Source organism: Fusicatenibacter saccharivorans (assembly GCF_027667425.1).
Taxonomy (GTDB): domain Bacteria; phylum Bacillota; class Clostridia; order Lachnospirales; family Lachnospiraceae; genus Fusicatenibacter; species Fusicatenibacter saccharivorans.
On the sequence record NZ_JAQEGR010000008.1, the window covers coordinates 48,010 to 67,747 of the forward strand.

The 19,738-nt window shown below is 51.0% G+C and carries 20 protein-coding genes and 1 riboswitch; all 20 genes read left to right on the top strand.

What is annotated here, in order from left to right:
• Positions 1 to 92: 92 nt before the first annotated feature.
• A complete protein-coding gene (rho, locus tag PGS38_RS08935) occupies positions 93 to 1,757 on the top strand; it encodes a transcription termination factor Rho (protein WP_055227023.1) in 1,665 nt (554 codons plus the stop codon).
• Between the two features lie 131 nt (positions 1,758 to 1,888).
• Positions 1,889 to 2,089: a 50S ribosomal protein L31 gene (rpmE, locus tag PGS38_RS08940; RefSeq protein ID WP_022462139.1), complete on the top strand. Its 201-nt coding sequence runs from the start codon at positions 1,889 to 1,891 to the stop codon at positions 2,087 to 2,089.
• A gap of 104 nt (positions 2,090 to 2,193) precedes the next feature.
• A complete protein-coding gene (locus PGS38_RS08945) occupies positions 2,194 to 3,177 on the top strand; it encodes a DUF1385 domain-containing protein (RefSeq protein ID WP_238061340.1) in 984 nt (327 codons plus the stop codon).
• A 3-nt stretch (positions 3,178 to 3,180) separates the two neighbouring features.
• Positions 3,181 to 4,038, top strand: coding sequence for a peptide chain release factor N(5)-glutamine methyltransferase (gene prmC, locus PGS38_RS08950; protein WP_022462137.1), 858 nt, complete (start codon positions 3,181 to 3,183; stop codon positions 4,036 to 4,038).
• A gap of 75 nt (positions 4,039 to 4,113) precedes the next feature.
• Positions 4,114 to 5,190 carry a peptide chain release factor 1 gene (gene prfA, locus PGS38_RS08955; protein WP_022462136.1) on the top strand — a complete coding sequence of 359 codons (1,077 nt, stop codon included), beginning with the start codon at positions 4,114 to 4,116 and terminating at the stop codon, positions 5,188 to 5,190.
• A 92-nt stretch (positions 5,191 to 5,282) separates the two neighbouring features.
• Complete coding sequence (locus tag PGS38_RS08960; protein ID WP_055219722.1) at positions 5,283 to 6,203, top strand: nucleotidyltransferase family protein; 921 nt, start codon at positions 5,283 to 5,285, stop codon at positions 6,201 to 6,203.
• A 104-nt stretch (positions 6,204 to 6,307) separates the two neighbouring features.
• A complete protein-coding gene (gene glmM, locus PGS38_RS08965) occupies positions 6,308 to 7,654 on the top strand; it encodes a phosphoglucosamine mutase (protein WP_270476166.1) in 1,347 nt (448 codons plus the stop codon).
• Positions 7,651 to 8,685 (top strand): tetratricopeptide repeat protein, encoded by a 1,035-nt coding sequence (locus tag PGS38_RS08970; RefSeq protein WP_055219726.1) that lies wholly within the window; start codon positions 7,651 to 7,653, stop codon positions 8,683 to 8,685. The genes glmM and PGS38_RS08970 overlap by 4 nt, the downstream gene beginning before the upstream one ends.
• 18 nt (positions 8,686 to 8,703) lie before the next feature.
• On the top strand, positions 8,704 to 9,939 hold the full coding sequence (gene hflX, locus PGS38_RS08975; protein WP_118749904.1) for a GTPase HflX: 1,236 nt from the start codon (positions 8,704 to 8,706) through the stop codon (positions 9,937 to 9,939).
• A gap of 247 nt (positions 9,940 to 10,186) precedes the next feature.
• On the top strand, positions 10,187 to 12,598 hold the full coding sequence (locus PGS38_RS08980) for a ribonucleoside triphosphate reductase (protein ID WP_055227013.1): 2,412 nt from the start codon (positions 10,187 to 10,189) through the stop codon (positions 12,596 to 12,598).
• 158 nt (positions 12,599 to 12,756) lie between these two features.
• Complete coding sequence (locus PGS38_RS08985; protein ID WP_270476167.1) at positions 12,757 to 14,034, top strand: O-acetylhomoserine aminocarboxypropyltransferase/cysteine synthase family protein; 1,278 nt, start codon at positions 12,757 to 12,759, stop codon at positions 14,032 to 14,034.
• A gap of 41 nt (positions 14,035 to 14,075) precedes the next feature.
• Entirely contained in the window at positions 14,076 to 14,558 is a 483-nt protein-coding gene (locus PGS38_RS08990) for an acyl-CoA thioesterase (RefSeq protein WP_022463109.1), read from the top strand.
• Between the two features lie 121 nt (positions 14,559 to 14,679).
• Positions 14,680 to 14,760, top strand: a riboswitch (ZMP/ZTP riboswitch).
• Positions 14,761 to 14,838: 78 nt separating this feature from the next.
• Positions 14,839 to 15,552 (top strand): IMP cyclohydrolase, encoded by a 714-nt coding sequence (locus tag PGS38_RS08995; protein ID WP_118749903.1) that lies wholly within the window; start codon positions 14,839 to 14,841, stop codon positions 15,550 to 15,552.
• Between the two features lie 31 nt (positions 15,553 to 15,583).
• The gene (locus tag PGS38_RS09000) at positions 15,584 to 16,762 is read left to right on the top strand and encodes a phosphoribosylaminoimidazolecarboxamide formyltransferase (protein ID WP_117760499.1); all 1,179 of its coding nucleotides are present in this window, start codon (positions 15,584 to 15,586) and stop codon (positions 16,760 to 16,762) included.
• A gap of 183 nt (positions 16,763 to 16,945) precedes the next feature.
• Entirely contained in the window at positions 16,946 to 17,188 is a 243-nt protein-coding gene (locus PGS38_RS09005) for a hypothetical protein (protein ID WP_022463113.1), read from the top strand.
• Positions 17,175 to 17,702, top strand: coding sequence for a DNA-deoxyinosine glycosylase (locus tag PGS38_RS09010; RefSeq protein WP_270476170.1), 528 nt, complete (start codon positions 17,175 to 17,177; stop codon positions 17,700 to 17,702). The genes PGS38_RS09005 and PGS38_RS09010 overlap by 14 nt, the downstream gene beginning before the upstream one ends.
• Before the next feature lie 4 nt (positions 17,703 to 17,706).
• Positions 17,707 to 17,937, top strand: coding sequence for a hypothetical protein (locus tag PGS38_RS09015; RefSeq protein ID WP_022463115.1), 231 nt, complete (start codon positions 17,707 to 17,709; stop codon positions 17,935 to 17,937).
• Between the two features lie 38 nt (positions 17,938 to 17,975).
• Complete coding sequence (locus PGS38_RS09020) at positions 17,976 to 18,320, top strand: metal-sensing transcriptional repressor (RefSeq protein WP_119221113.1); 345 nt, start codon at positions 17,976 to 17,978, stop codon at positions 18,318 to 18,320.
• A gap of 30 nt (positions 18,321 to 18,350) precedes the next feature.
• Positions 18,351 to 19,175, top strand: a complete 825-nt coding sequence (locus PGS38_RS09025) for an Mrp/NBP35 family ATP-binding protein (RefSeq protein WP_055219741.1) — start codon at positions 18,351 to 18,353, stop codon at positions 19,173 to 19,175.
• A 335-nt stretch (positions 19,176 to 19,510) separates the two neighbouring features.
• Positions 19,511 to 19,738, top strand: a complete 228-nt coding sequence (locus tag PGS38_RS09030) for an HPr family phosphocarrier protein (protein WP_022463118.1) — start codon at positions 19,511 to 19,513, stop codon at positions 19,736 to 19,738.

A 19,738-nucleotide genomic window follows, 5' to 3' on the forward strand; every position in this document is an offset into this window, starting at 1 on the left:
ATAATTGCAGCAAAAATATTCGCGCATCAAATATCTTAAAAACTCCAAACAGAACCGAAAATCAAATAGAGAATAGATAGAGGAAAAATGGTATGACAAGAGAAAAGTATGAGTCATTGCCTTTGAGCATGCTGAAAGCGCTGGCAAAATCCAGAAACATGAAGGGGATTTCCACCCTGCGGAAAGAAGCGCTGATTGAGCGGATGCTGGAAGAAGATCAGAAAGAAAACCAGAAAAACATGGAAGAGCCGGCGGTTCTAAAAGAGGAAAAAAAGACGGAAACTGTACAGGATCAGAATCAGGAACCGCAGGAAAAGCGGGAGGACGGTATGGAGCGCCAGAATCGGGAAACCTCGGAAAACGGCACCGCGCGCCCGTACCAGAGACCGCGGTATGTCCGCCGGGAAGAGCGCAGTGAAAACGGAGAGCGCCAGGAGTACCGTCCAAGAGCGCCGCGTTTCAATGAGCGTAGATTTCAGGAACCACGGAATTATAATCAGAATAACCGTGAGGAAGAGCAAAGACAGGAGCCGCGTCAGGAAGCAGGGCAGGAAATGAGACAGGAGCCGCTGCGTCAGGAAGCAAGACCAGAGACGAGACAGGAACCGCGTCAGGAAACCAGCACGCTCGACAGCGGCCAGGAGGCCTGCGGCATCCTCGAGGTCATGCCGGACGGATTTGGATTTATCCGCTCCGACAACTATATGCCGGGCGACAGCGATGTCTACGTTTCTCCGTCCCAAATCCGCCGTTTCGGACTGAAAACGGGAGATATCATCCGCGGAAACACGAGAGTAAAGTCCGCAACCGAAAAATTCAGCGCCCTTTTATACTTAAAGAGCGTCAACAATCTGCCGCTCGACCAGATCATGCGCCGCGGCAATTTCGAAGATATGACACCGGTCTTCCCGGATGAGCGGCTGCGCCTTGAGCGCCCGGGCGGAAGCATGGCGATGCGGATCGTGGATCTTGTAAGTCCGATCGGAAAAGGCCAGCGAGGCATGATCGTCTCCCCGCCGAAAGCCGGAAAAACGACGCTTTTGAAGGATGCGGCAAAATCCATCCTGCGGAACAACCCGGAGATGTATCTGATCATCCTTCTGATCGACGAGCGTCCGGAGGAGGTCACCGACATTAAAGAAGCGATTCAGGGATCGAATGTGGAAGTCATCTATTCCACCTTCGATGAGCAGCCGGAGCACCACAAACGCGTGTCCGAGATGGTTATTGAGCGCGCGAAACGTCTTGTGGAGAGTAAAAAAGACGTTACGATCTTCATCGACAGCATCACACGTCTCGCCAGAGCTTACAACCTGACCGTTCCGCCGAGCGGCCGTACCCTTTCCGGCGGTCTCGATCCGGCAGCACTCTACATGCCGAAACGGTTTTTCGGCGCGGCCAGAAACATGCGCGAGGGCGGAAGCCTGACGATTCTTGCAACGGCGCTTGTGGACACCGGAAGCAAGATGGACGATGTCGTTTACGAGGAATTCAAAGGCACCGGAAACATGGAACTCGTGCTCGACCGGAAACTGCAGGAACGCCGCGTCTTCCCGGCCATCGACATAGCCAAATCGGGAACAAGAAGAGAAGATCTGCTTCTGACACCGGATGAGCAGGAGGCCGTTTACAATATGCGGAAGGCATTAAACGGCATGAAATCCGAGGAGGCCGTGGAAAATATTCTGAATATGTTTGCCCGCACCAGAAACAACGGCGAACTGATTCAAATTTTAAAGAAACAAAAAATAGTATAAGGCTTGCAATTTTCAAAATTGTGTGATACAATGAGAAAGCTGTGCAAGGTTGATGAGATTTTGTCAGCCTGAAATACGAAATCATCAGAGTAAATCTGAGAAGATAACAATATTAAGAAGAGGTGAATAAAATGAGAGAAGGAATCCATCCAGAATACCATCAGGCAACTGTTACCTGCAACTGCGGAAATACTTTCGTAACAGGTTCTACCAAGAAAGAGATCCACGTTGAGATCTGTTCTAAATGCCATCCGTTCTACACTGGCCAGCAGAAAGCTGCTGCAGCTCGTGGACGTATCGAGAAGTTCAACAAGAAATACGGCATGAAATAAGAATTGAATCAAGCAAGATGAAAAACGGGCTGAGGTTGGAAGATCTCAGCCCGTTCTTGCGTTACGGATGCAGAAAATCCCCTTTGAGGAGGTAAACGTAAATTATGAAATCATCCAATATTGGCGGCCAGGCCGTGATGGAAGGCATCATGATGATGAACAAGGACCGCTATTCCGTCGCAGTACGCCGGCCGGACGGGGAGATTGAAGTTAAAGTAGAGCAGCACAAGCCGCTGACGAAGCACAAGGAGCTCTTAAAAGTTCCGATTCTGCGCGGCGTCTTCAGCTTTGCCGATTCGATGATCGTCGGCATGAGTTCCCTTATGTACTCCGCTTCGTTCTATGAGGACGAGGAGGAGGAAAAGAAAAAGCCGGCGACGAAAGAGGAAGAGGAGCAGCAGAAAGCGAAAAAAGAAAAGACAGACAGGCTGATGATGTACGGAACCGTCACATTTTCCGTTGTCATCGCCGTCGTTCTCTTTCTGATGGTGCCGTACTTCCTGTCCGAACTGCTGCACAAAGCGGGAGCCGGAACGACACTGACCGCGGTGGCAGAGGCCTTTGTGCGTGTGGCACTGTTCCTCGGCTATCTGGCAGCCATTTCCCGTATGGAAGACATTCAGCGCGTGTTCATGTACCACGGCGCCGAGCATAAATGCATCAACTGCGTTGAGCACGGTCTGGAACTGAACGTGGAAAACGTCTTAAAGAGTTCCCGGGAGCACAAGCGCTGCGGAACGAGCTTTCTGATGTACGTCATCGTCATCAGCATCATCTTTTTCATGTTCATCCGGGTCGATTCCCCGGTGCTGAAAATTGTGATCCGCCTGCTTCTCATTCCGGTGATCGCGGGCGTTTCGTATGAAATTATCCGCCTGGCGGGAAAAAGTGACAATAAACTGGTCAACCTGATCAGTAAACCGGGCCTGATGCTGCAGCGCCTGACGACGCGCGAGCCGGATGCCGAGATGGCAGAGGTTGCGATCGCCGCTGTGGAGGCTGTGTTTGACTGGAGAGCGTACCTGAACGAAAACTTTGGTTATACGTACCCGGCCAAAACCGAAAAGAAAGAACATGAGGAGCCGTGACCGATGAGTGTGCACGATAGAAAAAACTTGAAATCTGCACTGGAATCCGCTATTCTGTACTTACAAAAGCAGGGGGTGGAGGAAGCCCGGCAGGACGCATGGCTTTTACTGGAGCATGTCTGCGGGATCAGCCACAGCACCTACTTTGTACACAGTGAAGATGAAATGCCAAAAGAACAGCAGGAGCAGTACGAAGCGCTGGTCAGAAAGCGCGGCGAACACATTCCGCTGCAGCAGCTGACCGGAGAGGCGTGGTTCTACGGAATCCCTTTTTTTGTGAATGAGCATGTACTGATTCCGCGGCAGGACACCGAGATTCTTGTGGAGGAAGCGCTCCGCGGCCTTCCAAAAGATGCACGGATTCTCGATCTCTGCACCGGTTCGGGATGCATTCTCATATCGCTTCTTGTAACGAGAGAGGACTGCACGGGAATCGGCGCGGATCTCTCCGAGAAAGCCTTACAGGTTGCGGAAAAGAACGGCGCACAGGCGGGCGGACGGGCATCGTTCGTAAAGAGCAACTTATTTGAAAACATCGAGGGAACCTTCGATGTGATCGCAAGCAATCCGCCGTATATCCGCACGGATGTGATTGAAACGCTGATGCCGGAGGTGCGCGACCATGAGCCGCGGATGGCACTCGACGGCAGTGCGGACGGTCTTGTCTTTTACCGGAAGATTACAGAGCAGGCAGGAAGCTATTTAAAAGAGGGCGGAAAGCTCTGTTTTGAAATTGGATATGATCAGGGAGATGAAGTGCGGGAGCTGATGGAAACCCACGGCTTTGCCGATGTACAGGTTCTGAAAGATCTGGCAGGCCTGGACCGCGTGGTGACCGGTATCTGGCACAAAAAACCCTGACAGAAATGAATTTTAATTTTGACACCATAATGACATCATAAACAGACGAAAACAGCAAAAAGGAGCAGTCATTTTATGTTTGATAAACTTGATGATATCCTCATGCGTCTCGAGGAGGTACTGAATCAGTTAAGCGAGCCGGACGTCGCTGCCGATGCGGCGAAGTTCCAGAAGCTGATGAAGGAGCAGGCAGAACTCCAGCCGATCGCAGACGCATATAAGGACTATAAAACACAGAAACAGACCATTGAAGAGAGCCTGATGCTTCTCGAGGAGGAATCCGACGAAGAGATGCGCGAAATGCTGAAAGAAGAGCTCTCCGATGCGAAAAAACGCGTAGAGGAGCTGGAGCAGGAACTCAAAGTCCTGCTTCTGCCGAAAGACCCGAACGATGACAAGAACGTTATCGTAGAGTTCCGCGCAGGTGCCGGCGGAGACGAGGCGGCACTCTTTACCGCAGAAATCTGCCGTATGTACATCAAATACGCAGAGAGCCGCGGCTGGAAAACAGAGCTGACCAGCGCCGATGAAAACGGAATCGGCGGCTTTAAAGACGCAACACTTCTGATCAACGGAGCAGGCGCGTACTCCCGGATGAAGTACGAGAGCGGCACGCACCGCGTACAGCGTGTGCCGGAAACCGAGTCCGGCGGAAGAATCCATACCTCAACCATGACCGTAGCGATCATGCCGGAGGTGGACGACGTCGAAGTACAGATCGACCCGAAAGATTACAAATTCGATGTATTCCGTGCTTCCGGAAACGGCGGCCAGTGTGTCAATACGACCGACTCAGCAGTCCGTCTGACCCACTTCCCGAGCGGCATCGTCATTTCCTGCCAGGATGAGAAATCACAGTTAAAGAATAAGGACAAGGCACTGAAGATTCTGCGTGCCCGTCTGTACGACTTAGAGCAGCAGAAACAGCACGATGAGATGGCCGAGCTTCGAAAGAGCCAGGTCGGAACGGGAGACCGCTCCGAGAAGATCCGTACGTACAACTTCCCGCAGGGACGTGTGACGGATCACAGAATCAAACTGACCTTATACAAACTGGACGCCATCATGAACGGCGATCTGGATGAAATCATCGACAGTCTGATTGCAGCCGATCAGGCCGCAAAGCTGAGCAGCATGCAGGAAGAAGCATAATAATAAACGCTGCGAATCACGATTGGTCTACAGGATCGATTGCTGATAGAATAAACAAGAGAAAAAAGGGGAAAAGAGAAAGGGAAAACGCTATGAAGAAAACAGCACTTGTGATCATGGCAGCCGGAATCGGCAGCAGATTTGGAAAGGGAATCAAACAGCTTGAGCCAGTAGGACCAAACGGGGAGATCATCATGGATTATTCCATCCACGATGCACTGGAAGCCGGCTTCAACAAAGTAGTCTTCATCATCCGCAAGGATCTGGAGAAAGATTTCAAGGAAGTCATCGGCAACCGCATCAGCAAAATCACAGAGGTGGAATATGCATTCCAGGAGCTCGATGATCTGCCGGCAGGCTTTGCAAAACCGGAAGGCCGTACCAAACCGTGGGGAACCGGCCAGGCCGTTCTTGCCTGCAAAGGTCTTGTAAAAGAGCCGTTTGCTGTTATCAATGCTGATGACTATTACGGAAAAGATCCGTTCGTAAAACTGCACGACTACCTCGTACAGGAGCATGATGTGGATGAAGTTATGCCGATCTCCATGGCAGGATTCGTGCTTGGAAACACCTTAAGTGACAACGGCGGTGTTACAAGAGGTGTCTGCGTCGTTGATGAAAACGGAAACCTGACCGGTGTCAACGAGACGAAAAACATCGTAAAGACCGCAGAGGGCGCAGGCGTTGAAAAAGAAGACGGAACGGTTGATCCGATCGACAAAAACTCCCTTGTTTCCATGAACATGTGGGGACTGCAGCCGGAGTTCATTGATCTTCTGGAGAAAGGCTTTGTTGAATTCCTTTCTGCACAGAAAGAGGGAGATGTAAAAGGCGAGTACCTCCTTCCGATCTACATCGACGAGCTGCTGCACGCAGGAAAAGCAGAAGTAAAAGTTCTTCCGACCGACGCAGAGTGGTTCGGCGTAACGTATCAGGAAGACAAAGCTTCCGTAACAGAAGCATTCCGCAAACTGATTGCGGACGGCGTATACAGCGAGAAGCTGTACGACTAATTACGATATTTTGTTATTTGAGTGAATAACCAGAAAAAGCGTGTTTGAATGATTGCAAAAAATTTCAGACACGCTTTCTGCCCGAAAGGGGAAAGGAGCATACCATGGGTAAATATTTTGGAACAGATGGATTTCGCGGAGAAGCAAACATTGATCTGACGGTTGAGCATGCATATAAAGTGGGAAGATTCCTCGGATGGTATTTCGGAAAAGACCGCAAAGCACAGATCGTCATTGGAAAAGACACCAGACGCTCCAGCTACATGTTCGAATATTCGCTGGTAGCAGGACTGACCGCATCGGGAGCAGACGCTTATCTGCTGCACGTAACGACCACCCCGAGCGTTTCCTATGTTGTCCGTACCGAAAACTTTGACTGCGGAATTATGATCTCCGCCAGTCACAACCCGTTCTATGACAACGGAATCAAAGTCATCAACGGCCTGGGACAGAAACTGGAAGCCGACATCGAAGCGCAGATCGAAGCCTACATCGACGACGGAACACCGAAGATCCCGTTCGCAACGAGAGAAGACATCGGACGCACCGTGGATTTTGCAGCCGGAAGGAACCGCTACATTGGACACCTGATCTCGATTCCGACAAAATCCTTTAAAAACATGAGAGTCGGACTCGACTGCTCCAACGGAAGTGCCTCTTCCGTAGCCAAGAGCGTGTTTGATGCCATCGGCGCCAAGACATATGTGATCCACAACGAGCCGGACGGAACAAACATCAACTGCGGCTGTGGTTCCACCCACATCGAAGAGCTTCAGAAATATGTAAGAGAGAAACACCTCGATGTCGGATTTGCCTACGACGGAGACGCAGACCGCTGCATCGCTGTCGATGAGCTGGGAAATGTGGTAGACGGAGACCTGATCATGTATGTCTGCGGTAAATACTTAAAAGAAAAAGGCCAGTTAAACGGAGATACGATCGTGACCACGATCATGTCAAACCTCGGTCTTTACAAAGCGTGTGACCGCGCCGGTATCCGGTATGAGAAGACGGCAGTCGGCGACAAATACGTGTGCGAGAACATGATGGCAAACGGCTATTCTCTCGGCGGAGAGCAGTCCGGCCACATCATTTTCAGCAAGCACGCGACGACCGGTGACGGAATCCTGACCTCCCTGATGGTGATGGAAGTGCTGATAGATAAGAAACTCCCGCTCAGCACCCTGACAGCCGAGGTAGTGATTTACCCGCAGCTCTTAAAGAATGTCCGCGTGGCAAACAAAGCAGCTGCAAAGGCCAACCCGGCAGTACAGAAAGCAGTAGAAGACGTAGCAGAGGCCCTGGGCGATGACGGACGCATCCTCGTAAGAGAGAGCGGCACCGAGCCGGTGATCCGTGTCATGGTGGAAGCACCGGACGACGCAACGTGTGCAAAATACGTAGACCAGGTTGTTTCTGTGATGCATAAAGAAGGACTTGTGACAGAATGAAAAAAAGACTGGTAATCTTTTTTCTGGCGGCGGCAATGGTGCTTGGCGGCTGTGAAAATAAAAATTCAAAGCTTTATAAAAAGGGCATCGAGGCGCTCGAACAGAAGGACTACGTAACGTCGATTGCGATGCTGGAGGGAGCCGTAAAGGCAGGCGACCGACTGGCGGAGAGCTACCGGTCGCTCGGCATCGCTTATCTGAAAAGCCAGGAGTATGACAAGGCAAAAGAGGCTTTCAAGAGCAGTCTTTCGAGCATGAAGCACAAAGACGCGGAGTTTTCGCGCGATGTCATGTATTACGAGGCGGAAACCTGCGTACAGGCCGGAGATCTGGATGGAGCCATTGAGATCTGCACCAATATTCAGGAAGAAAAGGCCGATGCCGATGCGCTGTTCCTTAGGGGACGCGCGTACTTCCTGCAGAAGAATTACGAGCAGGCGAAGGTGGATTTTGATGCGGCAGTGGAGACGAAGGAGAGCTATCAGCTCTGCCTTGACATTTACGAGCTGTATCAGGAGAGCAGCATGAAGGCGGACGGAGACCGTTACCTCGAAGCGGCAGTGAAGATTGAGCCGAAAACGACCGAGGATTATTATAACATCGGCTGCGCATACTACTATCTGGAGGAGCAGGACGAGGCGGTCAAAGCGTTCTCGAAGGCAATGAAGGACGGCAGCAGCGCGGCGATGGAAATGCTCGGCGAGGTTTACCTTTCCAATGGTCAGAACGACGAGGCGAAAGCACTGTTTTCTTCGTATCTTTCGACAGATGGCTTTGCGGCGGCAGCAAACAACGGGCTGGCGCTCTGCGCACTTGCGGAAAACGACACGGACAGTGCACTCTCGTATATCGAGGAAGGACTCAAAACGGCAGAGGATTCCGACCGGGAAAATCTGCTGTTCAACCAGATTGTATCCTATGAAAAACGGGCGGATTTTGATACCGCGAAGTCGCTGATGGCGGATTTTCTGGCAGCATATCCAGAAAACACCGCGGCGCAGCGGGAAAATACGTTTCTCCAGAACCGATAACAGACGGAGGAAGTTGGATTGTTTGATTTAAGAGAAGAACAGGAGCGCGTGATTCTGGTCGGCGTACAGGAAAACGGCGGCGCAAAAGCAGAAGAATCGCTCGACGAGCTGGCGGAACTGGCCAGCACCGCCGGTGCGAAGGTGGAGGGCCGCCTGGTGCAGGTGCGGGAGGCCATTCATCCGGGAACGTACATCGGAAAAGGAAAATTAGAGGAATTGAAAATTCTGGTGCGCGCCTGCGATGCGACGGGCATCATCTGCGACGATGAGCTCTCCTCGATCCAGTTAAAAGGGCTGGAGGAAGCACTGGAATGCAAGATCATGGACCGTACGCTTTTGATCCTGGATATCTTTGCGGCGCGCGCCGTGAGCAGCGAGGGTAAAATCCAGGTTGAGCTGGCCCAGTTAAAGTACCGTGCGTCCCGACTTTCCGGCCTTGGCACATCGCTTTCCCGTCTTGGCGGCGGAATCGGTACGAGAGGACCGGGAGAGAAAAAGCTGGAAACCGACCGGCGCCTGATCCGCACGCGTATTACGCAGTTAAAACGTGAGCTTGAGGAAGTACGCCAGCACAGAGAGCTCCTTCGTGAAGGCAGAAAACGTTCCAAAATCCCGGTAGCGGCGCTCGTAGGCTATACGTCAGCGGGAAAGAGCAGTCTTTTAAATGCACTGACAGGATCGGAAATTCTGGCAGATGCAATGCTGTTTTCCACGCTGGATACGACGACGCGGTCACTGACCCTTCCGGATGGACAGGAAATCCTGCTGACCGATACGGTTGGATTTATCAATAAGCTGCCACATCATCTGATCGATGCATTCCGCAGTACGCTGGAGGAAGCACGGTATGCCGACTATATTCTCCACGTTGTGGATACGTCAAATCCGCAGATGGAGCTGCAGATGCAGGTCGTGTACGATACGCTGCGGGAACTGAAAGTTGAGGACAAAAAGATCGTCACCCTGCTGAACAAGCAGGATAAGCTTCTCGCCCCGATGGTTGTAAAAGATTTCCGGGCAGACGCGAGCCTTGCGGTCTCTGCCAAAACAGGACAGGGACTCGAAGACCTCAAAAATTTACTCTCCTCGTGGATGATGGAGGGAAAAATCTATATCGAGCGCCTCTATCCGTACGATAAGGCGGGAACGATTTCACTGATCCGCGGATACGGAATTCTGCTCGAAGAAGAATATCTGCCGGAAGGCATCCGCGTAAAAGCCTATGTACCGAAGGATATCTATCCGAGGGTATAGAGGTATGGCAAGCGGGCTTAAAAACGGCAGTACATCCCTTTAAGCGCCGTACAGCGCCGAAAAATGGAAGGGACAGAACACAAGTAAAAGTACCATATCTAGTGATGTTAGAAAATTTCACACTAGATATGGTACTTTTTACTATTGACGGGAGAAACATGCTCTGCTATCATATGGTTCAGACACTGCAAAGAGTGGAACCTTAAAAAGGCCTTGCAGAAACGGTTGAATTAACAGGAGGGATTCCATGTTTCAGGTAGAAAAGAGAGACGGAACGATTGCAGAGTTCCAGATGAAAAAGATTACCGATGCGATTGGAAAAGCATTCGGCGCAAAAGATATGCAGTTCAGCGATGACATGCTTCAGATGCTGGCATTGCGCGTAACAGCGGACTTTCAGTCCAAGATCAAAGACGGAAAAATTTCAGTGGAGGCAATTCAGGACAGCGTGGAGAACGTGCTGATCCAGTGCGGCTACGCAGAAGTGGCAAAAGCTTACATTCTGTACCGCAAGCAGAGGGAAAAAATCCGCAACATGAAATCGACGATCGTAGACTACAAAGAGATCGTGGACAGCTACGTAAAAGTAGAGGACTGGCGTGTCAAAGAGAATTCGACCGTAACGTATTCTGTCGGCGGTCTGATCTTAAGCAATTCCGGCGCGATCACAGCCAACTACTGGTTATCAGAGATTTATGATGACGAGATCGCCGAGGCACACCGCAACGCGGATATTCACATCCACGACCTGTCGATGCTGACCGGCTACTGTGCAGGATGGTCGTTAAAACAGCTCATCAAAGAAGGACTTGGCGGCATCAACGGAAAGATTACTTCTTCTCCGGCAAGACATCTTTCGGTTCTGTGCAACCAGATGGTCAACTTCCTCGGCATTATGCAGAACGAGTGGGCAGGTGCGCAGGCATTTTCTTCGTTTGATACGTATCTGGCGCCGTTCGTCAAAGTGGACAACTTAAGCTACGGCGAAGTGAAGAAGTGCATCGAGGCGTTTATCTACGGCGTCAACACACCGAGCCGCTGGGGAAGCCAGGCACCGTTCTCCAACATCACACTCGACTGGACCGTACCGGATGACCTCGCGGAGCTTCCGGCGATCGTCGGCGGCAAGGAGATGGACTTCAAGTACAAAGACTGTAAAAAAGAGATGGATATGGTCAACAAAGCGTTCATCGAGACGATGATCGAGGGAGATGCCAACGGAAGAGGCTTCCAGTACCCGATCCCGACCTACTCCATCACATCCGATTTTGACTGGTCCGATACGGAGAATAACCGTCTGCTGTTCGAAATGACTGCAAAATACGGTACCCCGTACTTCTCCAACTACATCAACAGCGATATGAAACCAAGCGACGTGCGCTCCATGTGCTGCCGTCTCCGCCTGGATCTGCGTGAGCTTCGAAAGAAAACCGGCGGATTCTTCGGTTCCGGCGAGAGCACCGGATCGGTCGGCGTTGTCACCATCAATATGCCGCGTATCGCATATCAGTCCAAAGATGAGAAAGAGTTCTACCGCCGTCTCGATCATATGATGGATATTGCCGCACGTTCGTTAAAGACGAAACGTGAGGTCATTACCCGCCTCCTGGACGAGGGACTGTATCCATATACGAAACGGTACCTTGGAACGTTTGAGAACCACTTCTCAACCATCGGTCTGATCGGTATGAACGAGGCCGGCTTAAATGCCGCATGGCTCGGAAAGGGTCTGGAGGATCCGAAGACACAGCAGTTTACGAAAGAAGTTCTGAACCATATGAGAGAGCGTCTTTCTGATTACCAGGAGGAGTACGGCGATCTGTACAACCTTGAGGCAACTCCGGCGGAGTCGACCGCATACCGTCTGGCAAAACACGACCGTGCAAAATGGCCGGATATCAAGACCGCAGGCCATGAGGGAGATACCCCGTACTACACCAACAGCTCCCATCTGCCGGTGGACTATACCGAGGATATTTTCTCTGCGCTTGATATTCAGGATGATCTGCAGACGCTGTACACCTCGGGAACTGTATTCCATGCGTTCCTTGGCGAAAAACTGCCGGACTGGAAAGCAGCAGCTTCCCTTGTGCGGAAGATTGCAGAGAACTACAAACTGCCGTACTACACGCTGTCCCCGACGTATTCTGTCTGTGCGAACGACGGCTATCTCGCCGGCGAGCATTTTACATGTCCGATCTGTGGAAAAGAGGCAGAGGTTTACAGCCGTATCACGGGATATTACCGTCCGGTCAAGAACTGGAACGACGGAAAACGCCAGGAGTACAAGAACAGAACTGTATATGATATCATCCACTCCAAATCGCCGGAGCAGAAAATGAAATCGTACGGCGCAGCAGAGAAACTGGCAGAGCAGGCCGCTGGAAAAGAAGAGCCGAAAGCCGCTGCAGCAGCAGATAAAATCGAGGAAGACGGCATGTACCTGTTCACGACAAGCACCTGCCCGAACTGCAAAATGGCAAAAGAAATGCTCGCCGAGGAGCAGTATGAGGTGATCGACGCAGAGCGTCACCCGGATCTTGCCGCACAGTACGGCATCATGCAGGCACCGACTCTTCTCGTTGTGGAGGACGGCCAGGCGCAGAAGATTGTGAATGCTTCCAATATCCAGAAATATGTGGATGAATATCTCTCCTAAATCTGTGCGCATATAGTTGCAGGAAAGAACAAACAGAGTTATAATAGGAAAAAGTGATACCCTCGCCCGGGCATCCCGGGTGGGGGTATTATTATGGCGCTGAGCACAGCAGAAATCGGCCCGGTGGACCGGTTTCACTTACAGAAGGGAGAAAAATTATGGGATACAGCCAGGACACAATCTGTGTACAGGGAGGATGGCAGCCGAAAAACGGTGAGCCGCGTGTATTTCCGATTTACCAGAGCACAACATTCAAATATGCAACCAGCGAGGAAATGGGAAAACTGTTCGATCTGGAGGAAGAGGGATATTTCTATTCCCGTCTGCAGAACCCGACGAACGACGTCGTAGCACAGAAAATCTGCGATCTGGAGGGCGGCGTGGCAGCCATGCTCACATCTTCCGGCCAGGCGGCAACGATGCTTGCTGTTACCAACATCTGTGAGGCAGGCGACCACGTTGTCTGCGCGGCAAAGGTTTATGGAGGAACCTCCAACCTGCTCGCCGTTACCTTAAAACGATTCGGCATCGAGACTACCCTCGTGGACCAGGATGCGCCGGCAGAGGAGCTGGAAAAAGCATTCCAGCCGAACACCAAAGCTGTCTTTGCCGAGACGATTTCCAACCCGGCAGGTGTTGTACTTGACATTGACAAGTTTGTTAAACTTGCACATGAGCACGGCGTTCCGATGATCTGCGACAACACCTTTGCAACCCCGATCAACTGCCGTCCGTTCGAGTTCGGTGTAGATATTGTCACCCATTCCACCACAAAATACATGGACGGCCATGCAATGGCGCTCGGCGGAGCGATTGTCGATTCCGGAAACTTCGACTGGGATGCGCATGCAGACAAATTCCCGGGCCTTACTACACCGGACGAATCGTACCACGGCGTGATTTATACGCAGAAATTCGGTAAAAAAGCGTATATCACAAAAGCAACCGCACAGCTGATGCGTGATATGGGAGCGTGCCAGTCCCCGCAGAATGCATTCCTGACGAATGTCGGTCTGGAGACCCTGCACCTGCGCGTGGAGCGCCACTGCAGAAATGCCGAGAAAGTGGCAGAGTTCCTGAAAAATCATCCGAAGGTAGCGTGGGTTGAGTACGCAGGCCTTGCAGACAGCAAATACCATGCACTGGCAGAAAAATATATGCCGAACGGAACGTGCGGCGTTCTCTGCTTCGGACCGAAGGGCGGAAGAGACGGTGCGATGCGTTTTACGAACGGCCTGAAAATGGTAGCAATTGTAACACACGTTGCCGATGCAAGAAGCTGCGTTCTGCACCCGGCAAGCCATACCCACCGCCAGCTGAACGATCAGCAGCTCATCGAAGCCGGTGTTCTGCCGGATCTGATCCGTCTGTCGGTCGGCATTGAGGATGTGAACGATATCATTGCAGACCTTGATCAGGCGCTTGCGAACGTATAAAGATACAAAAAACAGGATGTGAAAAGGAGCGTATTGGTAAAATGGAAGAAATGGCAAAGAAACGCGTAAAAGATTCTGAGACAGAGCAGTCGTATCTTCTGATGCACCGCCATATCAACGGCTATGGCCGTCTGTTCGGCGGCCAGCTGGTCGCGTGGATCGATGAGCTTGCCGGTCTGGTGGGACGCCGCCACTGCGGCCACGAAATCACCACCGCGTGCATCGACAATCTGAACTTCAAGCATCCTGCTTTTCTGAACGACACCGTCGTACTGGTCGGAAGAGTGACGTATGTCGGACGCACCTCAATGGAGGTGCGCGTCGACACGTACGTGGAAGAGCTTGCGACCGGCATTCGGAAAATGATCAACCGTGCCTACGTGGTGATGGTGGCCATCGACGAGAACGGCCGCGCACTTCCCGTCCCGGGCCTGATTCTGGAATCCCCGGAGCAGGAGGCCGAGTGGGAGGGCGGAAAACGCCGCTATGAACTGCGAAAAGAGCGTCACAGAGAGGGGTTCTAAGTTGACGTTCACCCGCACATTTGCAGAATCCACCGGAGCTGTCTTCGTGCATTCTGAAAATTTTATTTTAAGAAAATCCCGCCGTGTCCCTTGACAGGCGGGATTTTCCATGTTAAGGTAAAGGCAGTTATACGACTGACGGAAGTGGAAATGACCACAGGGAGTATAGCGTGAGAAGAGGCCGACCGTCTGGGCAGAAGAATGCTTGGGGGAGTGGGTCTGTTTTTTTATCCAAAAACAGAAAATCCCATTCCAGCCACCTTGAAAAGGAGATCAGAAGATGAAAAAAGTATCACTGGAACAGGAATTAAAAGGAAATGCATATCCAGGAAGAGGAATTGTGATCGGCAGATCCAAAGACGGCACAAAAGCCGTTGCCGGATACTTTATTATGGGCAGAAGCCAGAACAGCCGCAACCGTGTCTTTGTTGAGGAGGGTGAGGGAATCCGCACACAGGCGTTTGATCCGTCGAAGCTGGAAGATCCGAGCCTGATCATCTACGCACCGGTACGCGTTCTGAGAAATGATACGATCGTAACAAACGGAGACCAGACCGATACCGTATATGAAGGACTGGAGCAGGGAAAAACGTTTGAGGTATCCCTTAGAAGCAGAGAGTTTGAGCCGGATGCACCGAACTACACTCCTCGTATTTCCGGTGTGATGCACGTAGAGAACGGAACGTACGGCTACCAGATGTCGATCTTAAAGAGCAACAACGGCGATCCGTCCCAGTGCAACCGCTACACCTTCTCCTATGATAACTGTGTAGCAGGGGAAGGTCATTTCATCCACACCTACATGCACGACGGCAATCCGCTGCCAAGCTTTGAGGGTGAGCCAAAACTGGTCGAGATTCCGGATGACATCGATGCTTTCACCGAACTGCTCTGGAGCAGCTTAAACGAGGACAACAAGGTGTCCCTCTTCACACGCTATATCGACATTGCAACCGGCAAGTATGAGACAAGAATCGTGAATAAAAATAAATAAGAAATCGAGTGTTTTGCGAAAGGAGAAAATCATGAAAGAATTAGCGTTAAAATACGGATGCAACCCGAACCAGAAACCTTCCAGAATTTACATGGATGATGACAGAGATCTTCCGATCGAAGTATTAAGCGGCCGTCCGGGCTATATCAATTTTCTGGATGCCTTCAATGGCTGGCAGCTGGTACGTGAGCTGAAAGCAGCCACCGGTCTTCCGGCAGCAACTTCCTTCAAGCATGTTTCCCCGGCAGGTGCAGCCGTAGGTCTTCCGCTGGACGAGACCCTGCGTAAAATTTACTGGGTAGACGATATGGGAGAGCTTTCTCCGTTAGCATGTGCTTATGCAAGAGCCAGAGGCGCAGACCGTATGTCTTCTTTCGGCGACTTTATCGCACTTTCTGATGTCTGCGACAAAGACACCGCATCCCTGATCAAACGCGAGGTTTCTGACGGTGTCATCGCTCCGGGATTTACCGATGAAGCACTGGAAATCCTGAAAGCAAAGAAAAAAGGTAACTACTGCGTCATCAAAATCGACGAGAATTACCGTCCGGCTCCGCTCGAGCACAAACAGGTCTTCGGCATTACCTTTGAGCAGGGCCGCCAGGAGCTGCCGATCGACGATGAGCTGCTCTCCAACGTGGTAACCGAGAACAAAGAGATTCCGGAAGCAGCAAAACGCGATCTGAAGATTGCACTGATTACCTTAAAATATACCCAGTCCAACTCCGTATGCTTCGTCAAAGACGGTCAGGCCATCGGTGTCGGTGCAGGCCAGCAGTCCCGTGTGCACTGCACCCGTCTTGCCGGACAGAAAGCCGACAACTGGTTCCTGCGTCAGTGCCCGAAGGTGCTGGATCTGCAGTTTGTAGACGGCATCCGCCGCGCAGACCGTGACAATGCGATCGACGTTTACATCGGCGAGGAGTACATGGATGTTCTCGCAGACGGCGCATGGGAGAAGATCTTCAAAGTAAAACCGGAAGTCTTCACAAGAGAAGAGAAACGTGCATGGCTCGACCAGATGAAGGGCGTAACCTTAGGTTCCGATGCCTTCTTCCCGTTCAGCGACAACATCGAGCGCGCACACAAGAGCGGCGTCCAGTACATCGCAGAGCCGGGCGGATCAGTCCGTGATGATGCTGTGATCGAGTGCTGCAACAAGTACAACATGGCAATGGCGTTTACGGGAATCCGTCTGTTCCATCACTAAGAAGAAAAAAACATATAATAAAAAGAATCCGGCTCCGGCAGCCGGGTTCTTTCTATTATATGGCAGAGAAATTTTAGAACAGGGGGAATTTCGGGAAAATCCCCTGTTCTTTTTGGAGAAAGTATGATAAAATACCCCATGGGCGTATTTTTTGGCGCCGCTACAAAAAGGAGGATGAGGAATATGCGGCAGATGGAATTTAAAATGGAGCGACAGGGACTTCTCGAGGAAGGCCAGGAAGTCAACGTGACAGAAAGCGCACTGCCTACCTCCTATTATTATACGATTACCCCGGCAGTGGCCATGAGCAGGAATTATCAGGCGTATGAGAGGCTGCAGTCCCGGAAGGGAATCGTAAAAGAAGTAAAAGAGACACCGAGAGGATTCTATACGGTAGTGGAGTTTGATGAAGATGAGCCGACCTGACGAGAACAAAAATGAGCACCCGGTGGTGCATCCGATTCCGCCGGTTTACAGCGCCGATTCCCGGATTCTGATTCTCGGCAGTTTTCCGTCCGTAAAATCCAGGGAGACCGGATTTTTTTACGGCCATCCGCAGAACCGTTTCTGGAAAGTGACGGCAGCCGTGTGCGGGGAAGAGGTGCCGCAGACCGTGGAAGAGAAGAAGGCGTTTCTGCTCCGGAATCATATCGCTGTCTGGGATGTGATCGCGTCCTGCGTCATCACAGGCTCGAGCGATGCGAGCATCCGCGATGTTGTGCCGAATCCGCTGCAGGACATTCTGGAATGCGCCGATATTCGGCAGATTTACTGCAACGGGGCGACCGCGTGGAAGTATTACCGGAAGTACCAGGAGAAGCAGCTGGGACGGGAAGCGGTTCGCCTTCCGTCGACGAGTCCCGCGAACGCCGCATGGTCTGTGGAGCGGCTGCTTGGCGAGTGGAGCCAGTGCGGAGAAGTCTTACGAAACGGAGAGTGACAGGATGAAAAAAGAGTACGAGACCGTCTGGGAGATTTTTAATGAGTGTGCCAATAATCAGATGCGGGACGTCTTTTTCGACGAGATCGAGACGGATGACCCGGAGGCGTATATCCGTCAGAAATTTCCGGACAAAAACTTAAAATATGAAAAAACGGTGGAAGCGGACGGATCTCTGGTCTTTGACATTGAGACCTCCGGCATCCGCCAGCGGTTTACGTTTACAGAAATCTGAATCGCGCAGAAAATACCAGAAAAGCGGAGAAAAAAACGATGAGTGAAGAAAAACACACGCATGTGCATGTGCTGGAAGACGGCACCGTGATCGAGCATTCCCACGATCACGCCCACGGGCACCATCATACAAATACAAAAGCAGTCTTAAACCGCCTCTCCCGCGCGATCGGACACATGGAGTCGATCAAGCGGATGGTAGAGGAAGGCCGGGACTGCGCTGAGGTTCTGATCCAGCTGTCTGCCGTGAAGGCGGCCATCAACAACACAGGAAAAATTATCCTGGAGGATCACATTGAACATTGCATCGTCGATGCAGTCGAGCATGGGGACACAAAAGCGATTGAGGAGCTGAATAAGGCGATCGACCGCTTTGTCAAATAAGCAAGAAAAACAAGAAAAGAGGAAAGAAACATGGCAAAAGAATGCAGCAATTCGAGCTGTTCCAAAGAAAGCTGCGAAGGATGTCCAAGCAAAGCAGGACAGGGCAAACCGGATTTTCATATTGATCTGAATGCCGATTCTTCGATCAAACATGTCATTGGCGTTGTCAGCGGCAAGGGCGGTGTTGGTAAATCCATGGTAACCGCATCTCTGGCAAACCAGAAAGCAAAAGAGGGCTACAAGGTTGGTATCCTCGATGCCGATATCACAGGACCGTCCATCCCGAAAATGTATGGCCTGAAAGGACCTGCAAACGTAGATGACAAGGGCGTTTACCCGGCAGTTGCAGCAAACGGCGTAAAGGTAATGTCCATCAACCTCCTGCTTCCGGGCGAGGAAGAGCCGGTCATCTGGAGAGGACCTGTCATCGCAGGAACCGTAAAACAGTTCTGGACCGACGTCATCTGGGGCGACCTGGACTATCTCTTCGTCGATATGCCGCCAGGAACCGGTGATGTTCCGCTGACCGTTTTCCAGTCTCTTCCGGTAGACGGCGTAGTGATCGTATCTTCCCCGCAGGATCTGGTGCGCATGATCGTCATGAAAGCCTACAAGATGGCACAGATGATGAGCGTTCCGGTGCTCGGTATCGTAGAGAACTACAGCTACCTCGTATGTCCGGACTGCGGCAAAAAGCTGTCCATTTTCGGTGAAAGCCACATCGACGAGATCGCAGCCGAGATCGGCGTGCCGGTTCTCGGCAAAATGCCGATTCATCCGGAGTTTGCCGAGCTGGTGGACGAAGGAAGATTTGCAGAAGTGGATAACACCGATATTGCAAAGATCAACATCTAATCATTAAATATAGAAGCAAGTAATGGCATGAAAAACTCGTTTTTCCTTGATTTTACAAGGAAAAGCGGGTTTTTTTGACAAGATTTTTACGTTTCTTTTGGCAAAAACTATTTTATTTTAAACGGATTTTGTGTAACCGGTTACACACGACTGCGCAAATGAGACAAAAAGCGACAAATATGAAGGGTTAATGAGAAAAACTTGCATAAAAAACATGCATAATATGGCAAAAACAAGGAAATAAATTCAATATTGACATTTAAAGAGAAAAAGTGCATAATCTACCTCAACGATAGGAAAACAAACAGCTATTGATTAAGAAAGAGGTGAATCGTATGTCACACTGCGTAGTAAGACTCAATGGAACTGAGGAAGTAGAGGAGTTTGTAAAAGCAGCTTCCAAATGTGATTTTGATATTGACATTTTTTACAACCGCGTTATTATTGATGCCAAATCCATTCTTGGCATCCTCAGCATGGATCTGAACCGTGATCTCACCGTACACTGCTATGGTGACAGCCCGGCATTCAATAAAACCCTGCAGAAATTTGCTGTAGCATAA

Bases quoted from the DNA above. Each gene is read 5' to 3' on its own strand.
- rho (WP_055227023.1), top strand. From the start codon at position 93: ATGACAAGAGAAAAGTATGAGTCATTGCCTTTGAGCATGCTGAAAGCG.
- rpmE (WP_022462139.1), top strand. From the start codon at position 1,889: ATGAGAGAAGGAATCCATCCAGAATACCATCAGGCAACTGTTACCTGC.
- PGS38_RS08945 (WP_238061340.1), top strand. From the start codon at position 2,194: ATGAAATCATCCAATATTGGCGGCCAGGCCGTGATGGAAGGCATCATG.
- prmC (WP_022462137.1), top strand. From the start codon at position 3,181: ATGAGTGTGCACGATAGAAAAAACTTGAAATCTGCACTGGAATCCGCT.
- prfA (WP_022462136.1), top strand. From the start codon at position 4,114: ATGTTTGATAAACTTGATGATATCCTCATGCGTCTCGAGGAGGTACTG.
- PGS38_RS08960 (WP_055219722.1), top strand. From the start codon at position 5,283: ATGAAGAAAACAGCACTTGTGATCATGGCAGCCGGAATCGGCAGCAGA.
- glmM (WP_270476166.1), top strand. From the start codon at position 6,308: ATGGGTAAATATTTTGGAACAGATGGATTTCGCGGAGAAGCAAACATT.
- PGS38_RS08970 (WP_055219726.1), top strand. From the start codon at position 7,651: ATGAAAAAAAGACTGGTAATCTTTTTTCTGGCGGCGGCAATGGTGCTT.
- PGS38_RS08980 (WP_055227013.1), top strand. From the start codon at position 10,187: ATGTTTCAGGTAGAAAAGAGAGACGGAACGATTGCAGAGTTCCAGATG.
- PGS38_RS08985 (WP_270476167.1), top strand. From the start codon at position 12,757: ATGGGATACAGCCAGGACACAATCTGTGTACAGGGAGGATGGCAGCCG.
- PGS38_RS08990 (WP_022463109.1), top strand. From the start codon at position 14,076: ATGGAAGAAATGGCAAAGAAACGCGTAAAAGATTCTGAGACAGAGCAG.
- PGS38_RS08995 (WP_118749903.1), top strand. From the start codon at position 14,839: ATGAAAAAAGTATCACTGGAACAGGAATTAAAAGGAAATGCATATCCA.
- PGS38_RS09000 (WP_117760499.1), top strand. From the start codon at position 15,584: ATGAAAGAATTAGCGTTAAAATACGGATGCAACCCGAACCAGAAACCT.
- PGS38_RS09005 (WP_022463113.1), top strand. From the start codon at position 16,946: ATGCGGCAGATGGAATTTAAAATGGAGCGACAGGGACTTCTCGAGGAA.
- PGS38_RS09010 (WP_270476170.1), top strand. From the start codon at position 17,175: ATGAGCCGACCTGACGAGAACAAAAATGAGCACCCGGTGGTGCATCCG.
- PGS38_RS09015 (WP_022463115.1), top strand. From the start codon at position 17,707: ATGAAAAAAGAGTACGAGACCGTCTGGGAGATTTTTAATGAGTGTGCC.
- PGS38_RS09020 (WP_119221113.1), top strand. From the start codon at position 17,976: ATGAGTGAAGAAAAACACACGCATGTGCATGTGCTGGAAGACGGCACC.
- PGS38_RS09025 (WP_055219741.1), top strand. From the start codon at position 18,351: ATGGCAAAAGAATGCAGCAATTCGAGCTGTTCCAAAGAAAGCTGCGAA.
- PGS38_RS09030 (WP_022463118.1), top strand. From the start codon at position 19,511: ATGTCACACTGCGTAGTAAGACTCAATGGAACTGAGGAAGTAGAGGAG.